Consider the following 18,434-nt stretch of genomic DNA (forward strand, 5'->3'; position numbering starts at 1 on the left):
CAACAATTCATCAAATTCTTAGCGACGTAGGCCAAGCTCTTTGATCAACGCAGCGTAACGCTCAACGTTCTTACCTTTAAGGTAGTCAAGTAGTTTACGGCGTTGGCTAACTTTACGTAGTAGACCGCGACGAGAGTGGAAATCGTGCTTGTGGTCAGCAAAGTGGCCTTGTAGTTTGTTGATATCTGCAGTAAGTAGTGCAACTTGTACTTCAGGTGAACCAGTGTCGCCTTCTACACGTGCAAATTTAGCTACGATTTCTGCTTTTTCTTTGTTGCTTAGTGACATAATAAACTCCAAATTACATAAATATAATGCTTCAGCCGATCACTAATTCAGCCAAAGCGACAAAGCGGCGGCATTGTATCAGTATTTAACGCCGCTGACAAAATTATTGTGCACTTGATAATGCGCGTTTGGCTTTTAGGTGGCCATGTTTATTGCGTTCACCTATGCCAATAAAGGTATCTTCAGCCATTACCTTGATAACACCTTCAGGTACTTCGCCTACAACAACCGTCTGACCATGACTAAAGGCAATGCCTTGTTCTTGAGTCAATGTAATTGTGGGTAAATCAACCAGCGCAGTGTCCATTGGCAGCAAAAGCTCATCTATATAAGTAGAAGGCTCTATCTCTTCTTCTTTGGCTTTTTGTAACTTCGCTTCCAACTCTTCAATCGTGACCATCTTATCAGATGGATAGTGGCCCACTTCACTACGGTGAAGCATAATTACGTGCGCACCACAGCCAAGCTTTTCACCCAAGTCATCAACAATCGTCCTAATATAGGTGCCTTTTGACACATGGACTGTCATCTGAATTTGTTGTGACTCAACATCATATTCATCGAGTGAAATACTATACACATTGATTTTTCTGCACTTACGAGGCACTTCAATGCCTTCGCGAGCATACTTATACAAAGGTTGCCCTTGGTATTTTAGGGCTGAGTACATAGATGGATACTGATCCGATTCACCATGGAAAGCATCAACGGCTTGCTCTAGCTGAGATTGAGTAATCTCTACCGGGCGCGTTTCAACAATTTCACCATCAGAATCAGAGGTTGTTGTTCTCTCGCCTAACTGAGCTCGAACAACATAGGTTTTATCCGTATCTAACAAAAATTGAGTAAATTTGGTTGCCTCACCAAAGCATATCGGTAGCATACCTGTAGCCAAAGGGTCTAATGCACCTGTATGGCCAGCTTTTTGAGCAAAGTAAATGCCTTTAGCTTGCTGCAACGCTTTATTAGAGGAAATACCTTGAGGCTTGTGTAATAGCACAATGCCATCCACTGGACGGCCTTTACTACGACGCGCCATTACTCGTCACCATCCTCTACCGAGTTTGCGTCATCACCACGCTTTTCTTTATCAGTACGAATAACCTCATCAACGAGATTCGAAATGCGCATACCTTCCATCAAGGAGTTGTCTAGCACAAATCTTAACTCAGGCATAATGCGAGCACGAATTCGCTTGCCCAATAAAGAGCGTATATACCCTGTCGCATCATTTAATATAGCGAGATTTTGTTTCGTATCATCTTCACTTTTACTGTTTAGGACAGTAACAAAAACTTTCGCATAAGATAAGTCACGAGATACTTCGACCGCCGATACAGTCAGCATACCTAACCTTGGATCTTTGATTTCGCGTTGCAAAATAACAGCGATTTCTTTTTGAATTTGCTGTCCAACACGATCCGTACGAGAAAATTCTCTCATTGTCACCACTTTTAATAAGCTATTGATTTTTATGTTATAAAAATCAAAAAAACACAAACACAAATGGGGGCTATTGCCCCCATTTCAAGGTTTAAACCCTGTTAGAATTACAGTGAACGCTGTACTTCAACAGTTTCAAATACCTCAATCTGATCGCCAACTTTAACGTCGTTGTAGTTCTTAACACCGATACCACATTCCATGCCGTTACGAACTTCTTGAACGTCATCTTTAAAGCGACGAAGTGACTCAAGCTCACCTTCGTAGATAACAACGTTTTCACGAAGTACGCGGATTGGAGCGCTACGTTTAACGATACCTTCAGTAACCATACAACCGGCAACTGCACCAATCTTAGGCGACTTGAACACGTCACGCACTTCAGCAAGACCAATGATCTCTTGCTTGAATTCAGGTGCAAGCATACCAGCCATCGCTTGTTTAACTTCTTCAATCAAGTCATAGATTACGCTGTAGTAGCGCAGATCTAAGTTTTCAGCTTCAATTACTTTACGCGCTGATGCATCTGCACGAACGTTGAAACCTACGATGATTGCATTTGAAGCTGCAGCTAGTGTTGCATCTGTTTCTGTGATACCACCTACACCGCTACCGACGATCTTAACTTTAACTTCGTCAGTCGATAGTTTAGTTAGTGAGTCTGAAATCGCTTCGATTGAACCTTGTACGTCCGCTTTAAGAACTACATTAACCTCAGAGATATCACCTTCAGTCATGTTAGTAAACATGTTCTCAAGTTTCGCTTTCTGCTGACGCGCAAGCTTCACTTCACGGAATTTACCTTGACGGTATAGAGCAACTTCACGTGCTTTACGCTCGTCTTTAACAACGGTTGCTTCATCACCAGCAGCAGGCACACCAGACAGACCTAAGATCTCTACAGGAATAGATGGACCAGCTTCAGTAATTTCTTTACCGTTTTCGTCTCTCATCGCACGTACACGACCGTACTCTAGACCACAAAGTACAATGTTACCTTGCTCTAGCGTACCAGCTTGTACAAGTACTGTTGCAACTGGACCACGACCTTTATCTAGACGTGACTCGATAACAACACCTTGCGCCATACCTTTTTCTGGTGCAGTCAGCTCTAGTAGCTCAGCTTGCATCAGGATTGCTTCAAGAAGGTCGTCGATACCTAGGCCAGTTTTCGCAGAAATATGAACAAACTGCGTGTCACCGCCCCACTCTTCTGGAATAACATCCAATTGAGCAAGTTCGTTCTTAACGCGATCTGGGTCGATGCCCTCTTTATCCATTTTGTTAACTGCGATAATAAGCGGTACTTCTGCTGCTTTTGCGTGTTGTACAGCTTCTTTAGTCTGAGGCATTACACCATCATCTGCTGCAACAACAAGTACTACGATATCTGTCGCTTTCGCACCACGAGCACGCATCGACGTGAACGCCGCGTGTCCCGGAGTATCAAGGAAAGTGATCATGTTACCGTCAGTTTCTACGTGGTATGCACCAATGTGCTGTGTAATACCACCCGCTTCACCGTCAGCAACTTTTGCTTTACGAATATAGTCTAGTGTTGACGTCTTACCGTGGTCAACGTGACCCATTACAGTAACAACTGGCGCACGAGGACCTACAGTCTCATCAGTATCACCGCGATCACTTAGTACTTTTTCTTCAAGCTCGTTTTCTTTGACGATGATAACCTTGTGACCCATTTCCTCTGCTACATACTGTGCAGTCTCTTGGTCGATCACTTGGTTGATAGTTACCATCTCGCCAAGCTTCATCAGGGTTTTAACAACTTCAGCACCTTTCACAGCCATGCGTGATGCAAGCTCTGATACTGTAATTGTTTCACTGATGCGCACTTCTTGTTTAACTTCTGCCGCTGGCTTTTGGAAGCCATGTTGAAGTGACGTTGGTGCTTTTAGCTTGCCTTTTTTACCACGTGACTGCTGAGTATTCGTCTCTTTAGCTTGTGGCTTTTTCTTCTTCTTGCGACGTGCACTCTTTTCTTCACGTGCATCAGACTCATCTTCCGCTTCACGCGCGAATGTAGACGTTGTCATATGGTGATCAGCCGAAGCTTCGCGACGCTTGCGCTCTTCTTCTTCAGCTTTCCAACGTGCTTCATTTTCTTCCGCTAGACGGCGAGCTTCTTCAGCTTGACGATTTGCTTCTTCTTCAGCTTTCTTTAAAGCTGCTGCTTCTGCTTCTGTACGAAGGCGTTCTGCTTCGATTTTCTCTTGCTCTTGTTGGGCGCTATCCACTTCTTTACTCTGCTGTTCTTTCGCTTGACGTTCTGCTTCTGCTTTACGTTTGGCTTCTTCTTTAGCTTTGCGCTCAGCTTCCTCTTTGGCTTTTCGTTCTGCCTCCTGTTGGGCATTACGTTCAGCTTCTTCTTTCGCTTTTTGCTCAGCTTCTTGTTGAGCTTTCAATTCTGCTTCTTTGCGCGCAGCTTCCTCTGCAGCTAAGCGTTCTTGCTCTTTTTGCTGCTCGATTGCGCTCTTTTTAACGTAAGTGCGCTTTTTACGTACTTCTACCTGAACCGATTTAGCTTTACCAGTAGAACCAGTAACACTTAAGGTACTCTTGCTTTTACGCTGAAGAGTCATACGCTCAGGGCCTTCAGAACCTGTACCACCATGCTGCTTGCTCAAAAAGTCAAGCAGCTGGGCTTTTTCAGATTCACTGACCTGATCGCCTTTGGCTTTGGTGATCCCTGCATCTGTTAACTGCTGTAGTAATTTATCAACAGTTGTACCAATGTTCTCGGCTAGTTTCTCTATGCTCACGTCTGCCATATTATGCGTTACCTCCCGTTAATAAACTACTCTTCACTAAACCAGCAAATATTACGAGCTGCCATAATAAAGTCGCCCGCTTGCTGTTCAGATAATTCAGTGATCTCAACTAATTCGTCGATACCTTGCTCTGCTAAATCTTCTAGGGTGATTACGCCTTTGCTCGCCATCACAAATGCTAAATGACGGTCAAGACCTTCAAGGTCTAGCAAGTCTTGTGCAGGCTCTGCACCTTCTAAAGACTCTTCATCACGCAACGCTTTGGTTGTCAATGCATCTTTAGCACGCTTACGTAGTTCTTCAACAGTCTCTTCGTCAAGACCTTGAATTTCTAAGAACTCAGCAACCGGTACATAAGCGACTTCTTCAAGCGTAGAGAAACCTTCGTTGATCAGGAACTGAGCAAAGTCGTCATCAATATCTAAGTTATCAGTAAACAAACTGATAAGCTTATCAGACTCTTCTGCGTTCTTACGCTCCATGTCTTCAACCGTCATCACGTTAAGTTCCCAGCCAGTCAACTGACTTGCAAGACGCACGTTTTGACCGTTACGACCAATCGCTTGTGCTAGGTTATCTGCTTCTACCGCAATTTCCATTGTGCGAGAATCTTCATCCATCACAATTGATGCAACCTCTGCAGGCGCCATAGCATTAATAACGAACTGTGCAGGGTTGTCGTCATATAATACTATATCAACGCGCTCTCCGCCTAGTTCCGTAGAAACGGCCTGTACACGTGCACCACGCATACCAACACACGCACCTACTGGGTCGATACGCTTGTCATTAGACTTAACTGCAATTTTCGCTCGAGAACCTGGATCACGTGCAGCGCCTTTAAGCTCGATCATCTCTTCGCCAATCTCTGGCACTTCGATTCTGAACAGCTCCATCAGCATCTCAGGCTTTGAACGAGTCACAAATAATTGTGCACCACGTGCTTCAGGCTTAACTTCGTATAGTAAACCACGAACACGGTCGCCAGGTCTGAAGCTCTCGCGTGGTAACATATCTTCACGGTAGATAACCGCTTCTGCATTGTTACCAAGATCAATGACGACAGTGTCACGTGATGCTTTCTTTACGACACCAGTAACTAACTCACCTTTTTGATCTTTGTACGCATCAACAACTAGCGCACGCTCAGCTTCACGTACTTTTTGTACGATAACTTGCTTCGCCATTTGTGTGGTAATACGGTCAAACTGAATTGATTCAATTTGCTCTTCAACATAATCACCAAGCTGCAAATCAGGTTCTTCTACCTGCGCTGCTTCAATTGTGATTTCAGAATATGGGTTTTCAAGTGAACCATCTTCCAAAGGTTCAGCCACTTGCCAACGACGGAAAGTATCGTATTCACCCGTTTTTCTGTCGATAGAAACACGGACTTCAATCTCACCATCGTGCTTTTTCTTTGTAGCAGTCGCCAGTGCGAACTCTAACGCTTCAAAAATTTTCTCTCTTGGGACTGCTTTTTCATTGGATACAGCTTCTGCAACCAACAAGATCTCTTTTGCCATAGGTTTTGCCTCGCTTGCCCTGGTCCTTCGCACTCAATCTTAAAATTTGGCGATGATATTAGCTCGTTCGATATTGCCAAGCATAATAAGATGCTCTTGCCCATCGACCGTTAGCGTAATCATATCGCCATTAACTGCTACTAGATCACCTTTGAAATTACGGCGACCATCTTGTGGAAGCTTCGTACGTAAACGTACTTCTTCACCTTGCGCTTCCTCATAATGAGCTTGTTTGAATAATGGTCTATCAACACCTGGTGAAGACACTTCTAAGTTATATTCATTTGTAATGGGATCTTCTACATCCAAAATAGCACTCACCTGACGGCTGACTTCCGCGCAATCATCAACATTAATGCCATTTTCGTGTTCAATATAAACTCTAAGTGTAGAATGACGTCCAGCTTGTACAAACTCTAGACCACGTAGCTCATAGCCACAGGCTTCAACAGCCGGCTCTAGCATCGCAGTTAAATCTTGCTCGAGTTTTGACACAAATTACCTCCATACAAACAAAAAAAGGGCTCATAGCCCCATAAATTCAGCTGTTCGCTCTTGGGCCCAAATTGCTATTATCTAGCACCAGACACAACAACGCCCCGAACCAAGCGGGGCGTCACACCAAAAACAAACTGTGTGGCCAAAGGCCGAGCTTGGTTGCGGGCTGTATCAGCCTAAATTAAGCTTGCGCTTAAACGCAAAACGCGCATTACGAAGAATGCGCGACCTTAAGAAATTCAGCGATTTCTTACATTGGTTGCGGGAGCCGGATTTGAACCGACGACCTTCGGGTTATGAGCCCGACGAGCTACCAGGCTGCTCCATCCCGCGTCCATATGCAGTGCTACACTGCTCAATTGGCGAGTATTATAGAGATTGTTCCATTAATACGCAACCACAAACTAGATAAATTCAAAACCAGCAACAACTGCATCGATTAGACAAAAAGGCTTTAACAATCATTAACATTGGACCTTTGTACCCAATCAATATCCATATATAATTCACTTTTATTACAATCAGGAGAAGTTTATATGAAAAACAAAACAGTCCAGTTGACCTTAGCAGTCTTGTCATCAGCTTTATTTAGTGGCGCTGTTGTAGCCAATTCTTGCGCGAGCGCAGGACCTCAAACCCCACGTGATATTGATAACCTTCACGGCGAAAACAAGCGTATTTTTAGTCTGGCGCCACCTTCTGAACAAATGAACCTATGTAATATTCACTTCCATAAAAATGCGGAACACAAAGCCAAAGATTTCTCGGTGTTTGCTGGCGATGGAAAATACGGTGGCTATCAATGTAATGCAACCGCAGACCTAACCCCAGCAGAGCTACGCGCACCAAAGGGCAAAGTATGTAAAAACGTAAAACCAGGTGACACCATTGAAGTCCATTGGGTACACAGTTCTTGTGATGTGAAACCAGGGAAGGGGTTGGGCTCTTGCTTAAATGACCAATGCGCTAACCCAGATTTACGTGTAGAGACGCAAGTATTTCTTGTGGTCAACGATGAAGATGCTCTGGACTTCAATGATTTATCGTACGATGGTAACGTTGCCAATGGCTACCACCAGCCGAAACATATCCCTGACAATACAGGTAAGCCAGTTGAATTCTTAGGCTCTACAACAGGCCCTAGTTATAACGACAAGCAATGCTCACCATTACAAGTGACGTGGAGTGTTCGTCCTGCTTGTGCAAAGATAGACATTAATAGTTTGGCCCAGTGGTGCGAAGACAATGTATTTGAAGAAGATCATGCGCACGGTGTTAGAGAGCTAGTCACAGATCCTAAGCTACTGTCTCCTATCAATTAATTGACGGCTTATCGTAGAAGTGTACACAGTGCACTTCTACATTTCTTTGTTGTTTTGTTTGCAATAGCAAAAATTTCCTGCCTATACTCAAAGTTAGGGCCTAGTTTAAAGTAAAATAACACGGCACCGACGAGAAGAATTTCCCAAGTTTTTTACGTTTTGTTAGTTGTACCGGATTGGATTATGACGAAACAAATTTGATTTAAACTTGAGCACGGATCCGCTCTAATCGTATTGGAGCGATTATGAGTATTTCACCTTACCAATATCAATTACTTAGCCAGACTTTCACCACAATAAAGCCAAATTTTCATTGCTTTTGTGTGAGCTTTAACCATCGGTTGAGTATGCATCCAATGTCAATGCATATTCCTTCTGCTGAGCATCAAATTCTAGCCATCGAGTATCAATTAAGAGCCTTTATTCAGCAAAGCTTACTTCGTATCGCAAACCAAAAAGAACTATGCAGTTATATTGTTGAGAACATAGCATCTATTAAAGCACTCAGACCGTCTGCATGTGACATTAAAATACTATGCAACTGTTTTTTAGACACACTAAAAGTTCACTTAGGTAAACAATTCACGTTGGCCGTTCGCAATGCTTGGAAACGCGCCTTACACATTATTGCAAATGTACTGAAGTCAGAACTATTTGGCATGACAAACGTCGTTTACCTCGAGCAGTTTAGATTGAAGAGGCAATTACACCACTCCTAATCAAGGTGACATTCTAAAAAGGAAGCATTAGACTGGCCCTAAATTAGGTTATTTTAGGTGAGTTTATGAAACGTATCGCTATTTTAATGGGTCTGAGCGCTGTATTTGCGACTGGATGTGATGTATTTGAAGACTCCAAAGCCCAAATTGAAGCACAATACCTGTCTGAAAACCAAGAGTTACAGGCTGTAATCGAGCAAATTCGTGAACAAGGCTTAGAAGCGATGAGTCAAAGCGCTCAAGCAGGTTCATTGGCTGGCTGTGTTGTAGGAAAACTAGATGGTGACCCTATGGGTGCTTTGGTTGAGGTCGAAGGTGCACTACAAGACAGTGCCAGTGTTGCCGATTTAGCTAACTCCATAGCGAGTTTAGGTGACCAAGAGATCAGTTTAGAAACGATACCTGAGTTACTAAAAGCAGGAGCAGAGACCGTTACTTATTTGAAGACGCTGCTAGATACTTATGACCTTGCTGAATTACAAAGCCAATTTGGCACTTTACTGGAACAAGGACAAACTAAAACAGAAGATATCGGTACACATTTACGCGGCTTAATCGAACAGTGTAACTAACTTACCAAGTCAAAATGCTCAGCCGTCCAACTCGCGCTGAGCATTCGCTTCTATAATCATGGGTTAAAACAGTCTCCAACGACGCTTTTTAGCGCGCACTTTATGCACCCAGTTTACTTCGATAGTCGTAACTGCAAGCGTGTCACTCTGAGCTTTTGATATGAGCTCATAGCTAACACTCTCGGCAGAACCAAAGTTCAATGTATATTCAAAATTTGCAGTATTGGCCCAACACTGAATAATTCGCTTTGATTCACTCTCTCTAAGGCAATAATCACCCGCTTGTGGTGCTGAAATTTCGAAAATCACATCAGCGTAGCAGGTACGTCCTTGGTTAAGAGCAACACATTTACTGGGTGTCGCGTTGAGTATTCCTTTACGTTGTTCCTTTGCTGATAAACTCAATGATATCAACACGAAGAACATTAAAATTACCTGAGTGAGTCTAAAATACATATTTCACTCCAGTAAAGATGACACGAGCATAGTTAGAATCAATCAATGGACTGCTTTTAACCCCACCCGAGCCGACTAATACCGACACGCCAGCACTGTAAACCCAATCTTGAGCAATTGGATAGTTTAACTGGGTCTGTACAAACGCTGTTGCGCCATCCCCTGCGGTAAAACCATATAAGTAATCATTTACCTCAGATTGGTCAACACCATAAAAGTAATCATTAAAATTTTGTGAGTAGTAGTTGGCGCCAAAGTTTAGCCATAGGTCCCAGTTTCTCAATTCAAAGTTGCGCGTTGCCTCAACATGAAAAACCCACCCATTTGACTCCCCCAAAACATCATAAACAAGTTCGACAACGGTTAAGTACTCGCCAATGTTTTGGTAATACGCAAAACCAATAGACTGATCAACTTTGCGCTTTTTAATGCCTTCTAGCTCTTTTACTTTATCATCGTTGGAGTAGTAACCGTTTTCCGAAAAAGGGATCTGGTAATTACCAAAAATGACATCGAGCCCCCAACCTTCTCGTTGAACCAATTGATAGCCTAAATCAGACCCACCAAAAAAGTCCCCAGAATGAGTATTAAGGTAAAAATTCTTATACTGAAGTTTTGCATCAATCAGTGGAGCAAGAGAAGAAAACTCATGTTTAGCACCTATCAACTTGGGTAATTTCGTATTCACATAGAACGCACCCAAGCTCAATTGCCATTCAAAATCTTCCTCATCATACCAAGGCTCAGCGTGAACCCTCCCCGTGATGGCTAAACACGCAGCAAAGATCACATATAGTATTATTTTCATTGTTAATTATCTTTTTTACGCAGATTTTGTGCCTATATTAAGTCCCAGATCATACCTGAGCACTTCTCATCCAACAAGAAAACATTTCTCAATTCAACAATTAACATTTTTTAAATCATTCTGTCACAAATAAATTTTTAAATGCGTCTTCTCACAATCGAGTAATCATTCAAATCGAGGATATAGTGAAAAAACTCCTTTTTCTATCTGCGCTTATGGTAAGCACTGGGAATGCGCAAGCGTTTAGTCAAGAAACGCATAAACGCATCGTTATTGACGCTGTTAATTATATGGCACAAAACCCAAATACAACAGAGTTTAATAAGTTACAAAGTTTTGCACAGTCAAAAGGCATGACCGTGACTCAACTAGGCGAGCTAATGGGGCAAGCAGCATTTGATGTTGATGACTTTGAAGATACGTTCTTTTGCGGTGCAATCACAGGGGATTGTGTACAAGCTCCTGTCTGGGGCGTAGCGAAAAGTATCGTTAAATATACCAGCTACTGGCACTTTCAAAACCATACCCAAGGTGCAGACCAGCATGGTAATGATTTTGGCGGCTACAACTACGACAAACTCACAGTTTGGGGCACAATTGACAACATGGCTGCAACCTGGCTAAAGGGAGACTACCTAGATGATGGCCCTGGTGGCGAAACCGGTTGGTTTAGTGCCGATGACAGTGAATATAATACCTACGGCATTACAGAGAAAAATTATCGTATTGATAGCCACTCGCACTATAACATGTACGACGATTTTGAAGAAATGCCATTCCAACCGATCGATAATTTAGGCCAATACTGGTACCAAAGCTATTTGCAAACGGGTAACCCACAAGTACTGGGCTTTGTCTTTCATACTACCGATTTACTGCAACCTCACCATACATGGACAACCTCAGACCTTAACCATGCTGATTGGGAGTCTTGGGTAAAAGATTACTATGATAGAGAAAACCTCAATGACATGCGTTTAGTCGCTCAAGCCATGCAAAACTTCTCTCCTGTCAACGCTCGCGAATCAGATATTCGTCCTTTGTTGACCCAAGGCGGGGCTTTTTCGTATGCACAAGGTGGTATTGTACTCAATTCAAAAGACCATCATGACAGGCTAAATACCGCTAAGTTGGTTATTCCAAATGCGATAGCCATGGTCGTACATTTACTTAATCACGCGATGGTAGCGCGCTAATGCGTGGTATTATTTATTTTTTGGCAGGCTTTTTTAGCCTGCCAAGTTTCGCCGCACTGACCCATATTACGAACGCAGAATTAGGCTTGATGCATTCTCTTTATCACGCTCAAGATAGGGATATTTCTAAGCAGACGCTCCATAAGCGGCTTTTAGAAAACCAATTCCTAATTGCACAAGCTGATAAGCGCGCTTTACCTTTAGTCACAAGACACTCTGATGTCGGATTTAGCAACAACTATCACGTGAGACGATATCTACGCGCCATGCTGACACATTTATATCCAAAGCTGGCTCAGCAGCAAAGTATCAGTACATCGTTAGATTGGACCTCAGAAAAACTCATCGCTGTGCTCGGCAAGTACCCAGATTCGGGCAGGTACAGTGACGAGCAATTACACACCTGGTACGGCATTGAATTAATGAAATCACCCAAGCTAACACTTGGAGACATAATTAACGACCAGTCAATGCAGGGGCGCTTTGCACTGCACCATGGTGATACCATTCAACTGCAAACAGCGATTAATGAGTATATTCGATTTCACAATCTCACAACGCATGCAAGTACTGCCCTTGCCAAAAATGGGTTAACTCTAGAAAGACTCAAGCTCTTAGCACTTGGAGAGCTGCTGCGTCCGCCAATGCAAACCTATTTAGGCATAAAAGATGAGATGCATGGAGAGCGCAGCGACTACGTTGAGGCAATCAGATCATCACTATCGACCAAAGAGGTTAACCAGTTTTATAAAAAGAACAAAAAGGATTTTAAGTATCTAGATAACTTGTTTGCTCTTGCGGTCATTTTTGAAGACCAACAACATGCCTACGCGATATTTAAAGAGGTAAAACGCACCTCCATATCATCAACAATGCAGCGACACGATCTTATAAACCACTTTGCTGAGTCAGATAAAATACAAGCGCCTGTCAAAATCACACGACAACATGCTCAAGCTTGGCTCGCTCAATTTGCCTTTAGCAGCCAATTGGGGCAAGTTTCTCGTCCTATTCGCATGCCAAGTGGGTTGTGGGCAATTGTTTATACTGAACAGCCAACGTTTAAGTTTCATGATCCAAGTAGCGAAACAGTACGCTATAGAGCTTCGCTGTCGTTGACTAGAGAAAAAGCAATGAACAAGTATGAAAAACTGTTTTCTGATTGGAAAAAGCATCACGGCATCAAACTATGACTAAAGTGAAACTCATCTTTTGCGTTTTATTGATCGGCTGTATTGCCACATTTGTATGGTGGATGGCTCATGCCACCATCATCAATCCATTTGAACATAACCCTTCCCTAAAAACAGATCCAGTAAAACACCAAAACACGCAAAAGCGCATACCAACTATTGCAAGCCAATCCCCTCGACAACTGCAGCGTCCTCCCAAACTCACCACTGAGCCAGCTATTGCAACATTGCCCCCAATCCCGCCCCCATCAAAGGAGAAGATTTACATTCCACCTATTGCACAGAAAGCCAAGACAGACTCTGCGCCGAAATATCGAGGCGACCTGAGTGATCATGAGAGTTATAACGACTTTTTACTTGAGCAAGAACAAGCCTTAAAAAAAGACTATATTGCGGCTGTCGATAAAAAGGTTGAGCGGCTATCTCAACTACTGCAAAAAGGTGTCAATGCAGGTCTGCCTCACTCACAATTGAATGAAGCCAGAGAAAAGATTTCGGCGCTAAAGGGAATGAAAGCATATTTAGAAAAAGAGCTAAAAGCACAACAGTAAAATTTGATGTGGTATGTTTGAGACGACAACACACCACATCAACGCGACTATTTGGTGCTAAAAAAATCGTGCAAAATACGCAGGTAAATTGACTCTATCGCATTTAAGTCTGCAATTGAAACATGTTCATTTACCTGGTGAATAGACTCATTTTTCACACCGCATTCAACAACCTGTGTATTGTTATTTGCAAAGAAGCGTCCATCTGAAGTGCCACCGGCGGTACTCAGAGCAGGAAAGTGACCCAACTCCTTTGATATTGCGTGTTCAACTAGTGACAAAAAGCAATTGTTGTCTTTTATACCCGTATAGAAAGACTCACAAGGGCGTTCCCATTGCAGCTGAGCTGAAAATTTAGGTTGCTGAGTCAATGACTCTACAATCTCACATACTTCCTGACTTTTATACGCATGGCTATAACGGATGTTAAATGTCAATTCACAGTTCGCTGGCACAAGATTGTCAACAATATTGGGAATCGTGATACCTGTTACTTGCAGCGTGGTTTGAGAACCGGGCACATCCTTTGACCAACAGAGCTCCGTTAGTTTAGTTACCAATTCTCCAGCAATATGTGCAGCATTGACTGCTTTATCTGGGTACGCAACATGGCCAGCTTTGCCATGAATGGTTATGCGCCCAGAAATAGCGCCTCTACGCCCATTTTTAATGGTATCACCAACCGTTTTGTTTGACGTTGGCTCTCCAACTAAGCAAGCATCTAATACCACGCCTTTGCTTTGTAAATGTCGCGCAATTTCTAAAGATCCATACTCCGCTTCCCCCTCTTCATCGGATGTGATGAGCCAGTAAAAGGTCCCCACACTTGGCGAAGTATCCAAACATAGCTGCCGCGTCGCATTCAACATTGCCGCTATCGACCCCTTCATGTCCGCAACACCTCGACCGTACATTACGCCATCAATCACCTGCCCTGAAAAGGGGTCGACCAGCCACCCTTCTGGCTGCGCCGGTACCACGTCAACATGGCCCGAATACGCAAGAGTGGGCCCATCGCCAAAATGCCGTGTCGCAATAAGATTTTTTACACCATTGCACACCAATTGCTCTACTGAAAAACCCAACTTTTTAAGTTGAAATTCGAGAAAGTTTAAAGTGCCCGCATCATTCGGCGTAATCGAGCGGGCTTGTATCAAGTGTCGTAACACATCGACGGTCGATGAGTAAGATCCTGTAGAAGTTTGCAGTAGGTGAGACATCACAATTTGCCAATCAACCAGTTTCATTACATTAAACGACTTAAAAATGTCTGGTGTATGTCGTGTTGATTGCAATTTTATTACTCAATGAGGGTTTGTACTGAGCTTAAACGACAAGTTGCGTCTCAACCTTACTTGCAAAAATGTAAAAACTTAATCCAAATCAAATTTTCAGATATTTCTGAAAACTGACAAATTAAAGTTGATCTAGAACAGTTTTTCGAACTCACCTTCCCCTTAGTATGGACACATCAGAAAGATTTACCTTGCATAGGTTCAGGAGATGAAAATGAATAAATTAACAGCTGCATTACTTTCAACCCTGCTAGTAACTGCACCCCTTGCACAAGCTCAGTTTAGCGTTAACGTGGGTGCGATTCACGTAAACCCAATCGATAGCGCATCTGCGATTAATGAAAATAGAGCACTCGGACTGTCGGCCGACTCAGACACACAGCTTGGTATTACTTTTGACTACCAATACAATGACAACATTGTGTTCGAACTTGTCACTGCAACGCCTTTTTCTCATACCGTTGAAGGGCAAGGTGGATTGGCTGGTAACGACATCGCTGAGATTAAGCATTTACCACCCACACTGCTCGCTCAGTACCACTTTTTCGACGCAAGCGCTAAGTTCCGTCCTTTTATCGGCGCAGGTTTAAACTACACAGTATTCTTTGATGAAGAAGCTAGTGCAGCATTAAAACAAACCTTAAAAACAGAGGATGTGAAAGTAGATTTAGACAACTCATTTGGTTTAGCACTGCAAATGGGCTTTAACTACGAAATTAATGACAAATGGGGTTTGCATGTCATGGTATCTAAAATGGACATAGATACCGATGCAACAGTCTACGCAAATGGCGTTCAAGCATTGACTTCAGATGTAGAAATAGACCCATTTGTTGCAATGATTGGTGCAAAGTATAAGTTCTAAGTACGGTAGCTGCCCTATGGGGCAGCAATTATAGCAGGGATCGCAACCTCAATCCCCTTGGCCACTTATGTGGCCTTTTTATTATTGATTTTCTTTTGCTCTAACATTTCTTTCCAGTGTATGACTTCGTCAGGCAAAGTAGGCATTTCACCATCAAACTCTGCAAGCGCTAATAGATCCTCTACAGCGACAACCCCTTTTTTACCTCTAAAGACCCCGCGAACATAAGCTATAGCATGCAATCCACTCGGTGAATGAAACTTTTGCTCGATATAAAAGTACTTATGATCCCAGCCAACGACTTGTGTCGTAACGGAAAACTTTTGTAATGGTTTAATATCACGTATGTAGGTGATAGCTGTTGCATTAACAATAGGAAACCATTTCTTTTTGAGAATTTTTCCGAGCAAACCAATCCGTTCTGTCATCCAAGTTCTTGCAATATCCATCATCGCTAAGTACCTTGAATTGGTTAGGTGAAGATTGATATCACAATCACTTGGTAGTGCCCTAAAGTCAATTGTCGTCGGATCTAGCATTCCCTCATAAGTTTTGTTTTTTTTAATTTTCCAAAACAATAGCAATAGTCGAAAATATAAATTCATGTTTCAATTGGTCTAACCAGTAAATTATTGAGCCAGTGTATCATAGCTCTTAATAGCAACAAGCGTGTTCAGTAAGTTAATTCACTTTCTCTTTAAATTCGGCTACTTGCTTAATTTTAGAAACTGAATTAAGTTTTCAGTAATCTCATAATCAGTGTGTATTTATGAATAATATATTCAAATTTGGTTTTTTTATTTCTTCTATTTTCTTCTGTTTCAGCGCATTTGCAGATTTTGACGTAAATGGAAAAGGTGTCGTCACGTACCCAACTGGGGCTGAAAAAAGCTTTGATTTTGGATTTGGGTGGAATGCCAACAATCAGAAGTTTCGTATTGGCAAAAAGTCATACTCAATGTCTCAGTTACCTGAGTCTTATTCTATTGCACTCACGCTGAGTAAAGATGGCTCTAAAGTGTGGATCCAAGAATTCAATGCAGGATATATCGAAGAGTTTGAATGGAAAATTGGCCGACATAAGCTCAAGCTATCAAAAAAGACTTTTAGCTCGCGCGTAAGGGGTGACTATATCTTAACCTTAAACAATGTCGACTATTTTTTATCACGTAATAACGTCAGCATCGATGTTCATTTCGAAGAATCAGGTATTAAATCAGTAAGACTAGATGGTGTAACGAGAAGTATGGGGACCAAGAAGTAGTCGTACTACTTCTTGGTAATATGGCTGTTTAAACTTTTACCGTCTTACGGTTGATGCCATACTCTCGCAATTTATTTGCAACAGCTGTATGGCTCAAGCCCAATCGCTTAGCTAACTGTCTAGAACTTGGGTAAGCTGGGTATAGCTTTCTTAATAACGTTGCCTCGAAGCGTTTTACTGCTTGTTCTAACGTTCCCTCAAAATCAGACTCTAAGTACCCCAAATCATGGGTGAAAGTTGGTAATTGCATATTTTCAATGCGTAACTCTTTGTCATCCAACAAAGACACCGCACGGTAAATGGCATTTTCTAATTGGCGTACATTGCCAGGCCATGGATACTGCTCGAGAAACTCTAGGCACTCTGGGTGCAATGCAGGTACAGCTTGCCCATTTTGTTGCGCATACTTTTGAATAAAATGTTCCGCTAGCGGTTTTACATCGGCCTTGCGATCTCGTAAAGGTGCTATTTCTAGGGTAAGTACATTGATTCTGTAGTATAGATCTTCTCGGAACCCCCCCTCTTGTACCATTGCAGGTAAATCTTTTTGCGTGGCTGCAATGATGCGAACATTTACTTTGACTTCGTTCTCATCACCGACCTTGCGAAAAGTGCCATCTTGTAAAAAGCGCAGTAATTTAGTCTGTAGTTGATCAGACATCTCACCCACTTCATCAAGAAAGACCGTACCGCCATCCGCCTGCTCTAACACACCCCTTTTAGATGGCACATTGTCATCAAAACTGGCATAGCCAAACAGTTCTGATTCCGCCACATCGTCGGGCAATGAAGCACATGACAAAGCAATAAAAGGCTTCAAGGAACGATTAGATGCATAGTGGCAAGCTCTTGCTAGCAGCTCTTTACCCGTGCCAGTTTCGCCAGTGATTAAGATAGGCGCTTCTAGTTGTGCCATCTTACGCGCTTCTCTAACAACACGTCGCATAGCAGTACTTTGGTTGTGAATTGTCGCGAAGCTTTCTTGTCCGTAGCGTCTAAATGCACTTACCTGTTGTCCCAAACGGCTTTGCGATTTGATATTTATTACGGCACCAGCCAGAACGTCACCTTCAGCACCTTGAGGAACTGCAATTGGAAGGATGTCTGCTATATAATCTTCACCACCAACTTCAACGCGTGTTGTTTGGCCAAGTACTTCAGTACCTTCTAACCAACGCGTAAAATTAAACCCTTTTAGTAGCACATTAATACTAGTCCCAATCACTTCATCTAAGGACAAGTTTAAGTCTCTACAAGCAGCATCATTGCAATGCCTAACGCCACCCTTTGCATCAATAGATATCACACCATCAGGCAGTGCACTCAAAAGTGTATTTAGTTCATTATGCTCGCGCTCTGAAGGCAAAAAGGCTGTCGTGCGAACGTCTTCAACACCATCAATTAACCTTATTTCAGGCATGATTTTTTGAAACTGTTCAAACTCAATCGGCGGAAAGCTGACATACATACGACAATTTACAGAATCAACCTCTATCCCCTTTAGGTCAACTCGATAATTTACCAATATATTGAGAATTTCCTGTGCAATCCCAATTCGATCGGCGCAATGGATCTCTAAACGCATCTGTTCCTCAAAACGGTTTTTTACCTCTGTGCGGATCATACTCTAAGAATAGTCATCAGCCTAG

General features: G+C 42.6%; 19 protein-coding genes and 1 tRNA gene. 8 read left to right on the forward strand and 12 right to left on the reverse strand.

Annotated elements, in window-relative coordinates; all coding sequences use genetic code 11:
• Window positions 1–18: 18 nt before the first annotated feature.
• The 7 genes from rpsO to A7985_RS15110 form a co-directional block, all read right to left on the reverse strand.
• A complete protein-coding gene (gene rpsO / locus A7985_RS15080) occupies window positions 19–288 on the reverse strand; it encodes a 30S ribosomal protein S15 (protein WP_063355435.1) in 270 nt (89 codons plus the stop codon).
• Between the two features lie 103 nt (window positions 289–391).
• Window positions 392–1,327 (reverse strand): tRNA pseudouridine(55) synthase TruB, encoded by a 936-nt coding sequence (gene truB / locus A7985_RS15085; protein ID WP_065791298.1) that lies wholly within the window; start codon window positions 1,325–1,327, stop codon window positions 392–394.
• Window positions 1,327–1,731 carry a 30S ribosome-binding factor RbfA gene (gene rbfA, locus A7985_RS15090; protein ID WP_065791299.1) on the reverse strand — a complete coding sequence of 135 codons (405 nt, stop codon included), beginning with the start codon at window positions 1,729–1,731 and terminating at the stop codon, window positions 1,327–1,329. Before rbfA ends, truB begins: the two co-directional genes overlap by 1 nt.
• Before the next feature lie 107 nt (window positions 1,732–1,838).
• Window positions 1,839–4,520: a translation initiation factor IF-2 gene (gene infB / locus A7985_RS15095; RefSeq protein WP_065791300.1), complete on the reverse strand. Its 2,682-nt coding sequence runs from the start codon at window positions 4,518–4,520 to the stop codon at window positions 1,839–1,841.
• Between the two features lie 26 nt (window positions 4,521–4,546).
• Complete coding sequence (gene nusA / locus A7985_RS15100; protein WP_065791301.1) at window positions 4,547–6,046, reverse strand: transcription termination factor NusA; 1,500 nt, start codon at window positions 6,044–6,046, stop codon at window positions 4,547–4,549.
• A 39-nt stretch (window positions 6,047–6,085) separates the two neighbouring features.
• The gene (gene rimP / locus A7985_RS15105; RefSeq protein WP_063370902.1) at window positions 6,086–6,541 is read right to left on the reverse strand and encodes a ribosome maturation factor RimP; all 456 of its coding nucleotides are present in this window, start codon (window positions 6,539–6,541) and stop codon (window positions 6,086–6,088) included.
• 259 nt (window positions 6,542–6,800) lie between these two features.
• Window positions 6,801–6,877, reverse strand: a tRNA-Met gene (locus A7985_RS15110).
• Between the two features lie 203 nt (window positions 6,878–7,080).
• On the opposite strand from A7985_RS15110, the gene A7985_RS15115 reads away from it, so the two are divergent.
• From A7985_RS15115 to A7985_RS15125, 3 genes are all read left to right on the forward strand, one after another.
• Entirely contained in the window at window positions 7,081–7,866 is a 786-nt protein-coding gene (locus A7985_RS15115; protein WP_065791302.1) for a delta-class carbonic anhydrase, read from the forward strand.
• Window positions 7,867–8,111: 245 nt separating this feature from the next.
• Window positions 8,112–8,585, forward strand: coding sequence for a globin (locus A7985_RS15120; protein WP_065791303.1), 474 nt, complete (start codon window positions 8,112–8,114; stop codon window positions 8,583–8,585).
• 65 nt (window positions 8,586–8,650) lie between these two features.
• Window positions 8,651–9,157, forward strand: a complete 507-nt coding sequence (locus A7985_RS15125) for a hypothetical protein (protein ID WP_065791304.1) — start codon at window positions 8,651–8,653, stop codon at window positions 9,155–9,157.
• A 63-nt stretch (window positions 9,158–9,220) separates the two neighbouring features.
• Here A7985_RS15125 and A7985_RS15130 read toward each other — a convergent pair whose 3' ends face one another.
• Window positions 9,221–9,613: a DUF3019 domain-containing protein gene (locus A7985_RS15130; RefSeq protein WP_065791305.1), complete on the reverse strand. Its 393-nt coding sequence runs from the start codon at window positions 9,611–9,613 to the stop codon at window positions 9,221–9,223.
• A complete protein-coding gene (locus tag A7985_RS15135) occupies window positions 9,603–10,421 on the reverse strand; it encodes a MipA/OmpV family protein (protein WP_065791306.1) in 819 nt (272 codons plus the stop codon). The genes A7985_RS15130 and A7985_RS15135 overlap by 11 nt, the downstream gene beginning before the upstream one ends.
• A 185-nt stretch (window positions 10,422–10,606) precedes the next feature.
• Between A7985_RS15135 and A7985_RS15140 the strand changes: the two genes are divergently transcribed.
• Genes A7985_RS15140 through A7985_RS15150 form a run of 3 tightly spaced genes read left to right on the forward strand, consistent with a single transcriptional unit; the run spans window position 10,607 to window position 13,361 of the window.
• Entirely contained in the window at window positions 10,607–11,617 is a 1,011-nt protein-coding gene (locus A7985_RS15140) for a phospholipase (RefSeq protein WP_065791307.1), read from the forward strand.
• The gene (locus A7985_RS15145; RefSeq protein ID WP_065791308.1) at window positions 11,617–12,810 is read left to right on the forward strand and encodes a peptidylprolyl isomerase; all 1,194 of its coding nucleotides are present in this window, start codon (window positions 11,617–11,619) and stop codon (window positions 12,808–12,810) included. The genes A7985_RS15140 and A7985_RS15145 overlap by 1 nt, the downstream gene beginning before the upstream one ends.
• Window positions 12,807–13,361 (forward strand): hypothetical protein, encoded by a 555-nt coding sequence (locus A7985_RS15150; RefSeq protein WP_065791309.1) that lies wholly within the window; start codon window positions 12,807–12,809, stop codon window positions 13,359–13,361. Before A7985_RS15145 ends, A7985_RS15150 begins: the two co-directional genes overlap by 4 nt.
• A 47-nt stretch (window positions 13,362–13,408) precedes the next feature.
• Here the strand turns inward: A7985_RS15150 and dapE are convergent, their stop codons facing one another.
• Complete coding sequence (gene dapE, locus A7985_RS15155) at window positions 13,409–14,581, reverse strand: succinyl-diaminopimelate desuccinylase (RefSeq protein ID WP_065791547.1); 1,173 nt, start codon at window positions 14,579–14,581, stop codon at window positions 13,409–13,411.
• Between the two features lie 289 nt (window positions 14,582–14,870).
• On the opposite strand from dapE, the gene A7985_RS15160 reads away from it, so the two are divergent.
• Window positions 14,871–15,521 carry an OmpW/AlkL family protein gene (locus A7985_RS15160; RefSeq protein ID WP_081310597.1) on the forward strand — a complete coding sequence of 217 codons (651 nt, stop codon included), beginning with the start codon at window positions 14,871–14,873 and terminating at the stop codon, window positions 15,519–15,521.
• A gap of 65 nt (window positions 15,522–15,586) precedes the next feature.
• Here the strand turns inward: A7985_RS15160 and A7985_RS15165 are convergent, their stop codons facing one another.
• Window positions 15,587–16,126 carry a thioesterase family protein gene (locus A7985_RS15165; protein ID WP_065791311.1) on the reverse strand — a complete coding sequence of 180 codons (540 nt, stop codon included), beginning with the start codon at window positions 16,124–16,126 and terminating at the stop codon, window positions 15,587–15,589.
• Window positions 16,127–16,290: 164 nt separating this feature from the next.
• Between A7985_RS15165 and A7985_RS15170 the strand changes: the two genes are divergently transcribed.
• Window positions 16,291–16,785 carry a hypothetical protein gene (locus A7985_RS15170; protein ID WP_065791312.1) on the forward strand — a complete coding sequence of 165 codons (495 nt, stop codon included), beginning with the start codon at window positions 16,291–16,293 and terminating at the stop codon, window positions 16,783–16,785.
• Between the two features lie 28 nt (window positions 16,786–16,813).
• On the opposite strand, the gene tyrR is transcribed toward A7985_RS15170, so the two are convergent.
• A complete protein-coding gene (gene tyrR / locus A7985_RS15175; RefSeq protein ID WP_065791548.1) occupies window positions 16,814–18,370 on the reverse strand; it encodes a transcriptional regulator TyrR in 1,557 nt (518 codons plus the stop codon).
• Between the last annotated feature and the right edge of the window lie 64 nt (window positions 18,371–18,434).

It is taken from the genome of Pseudoalteromonas luteoviolacea (assembly GCF_001696455.1).
In the GTDB taxonomy this organism is placed as follows: Bacteria; Pseudomonadota; Gammaproteobacteria; order Enterobacterales; family Alteromonadaceae; genus Pseudoalteromonas; species Pseudoalteromonas luteoviolacea_C.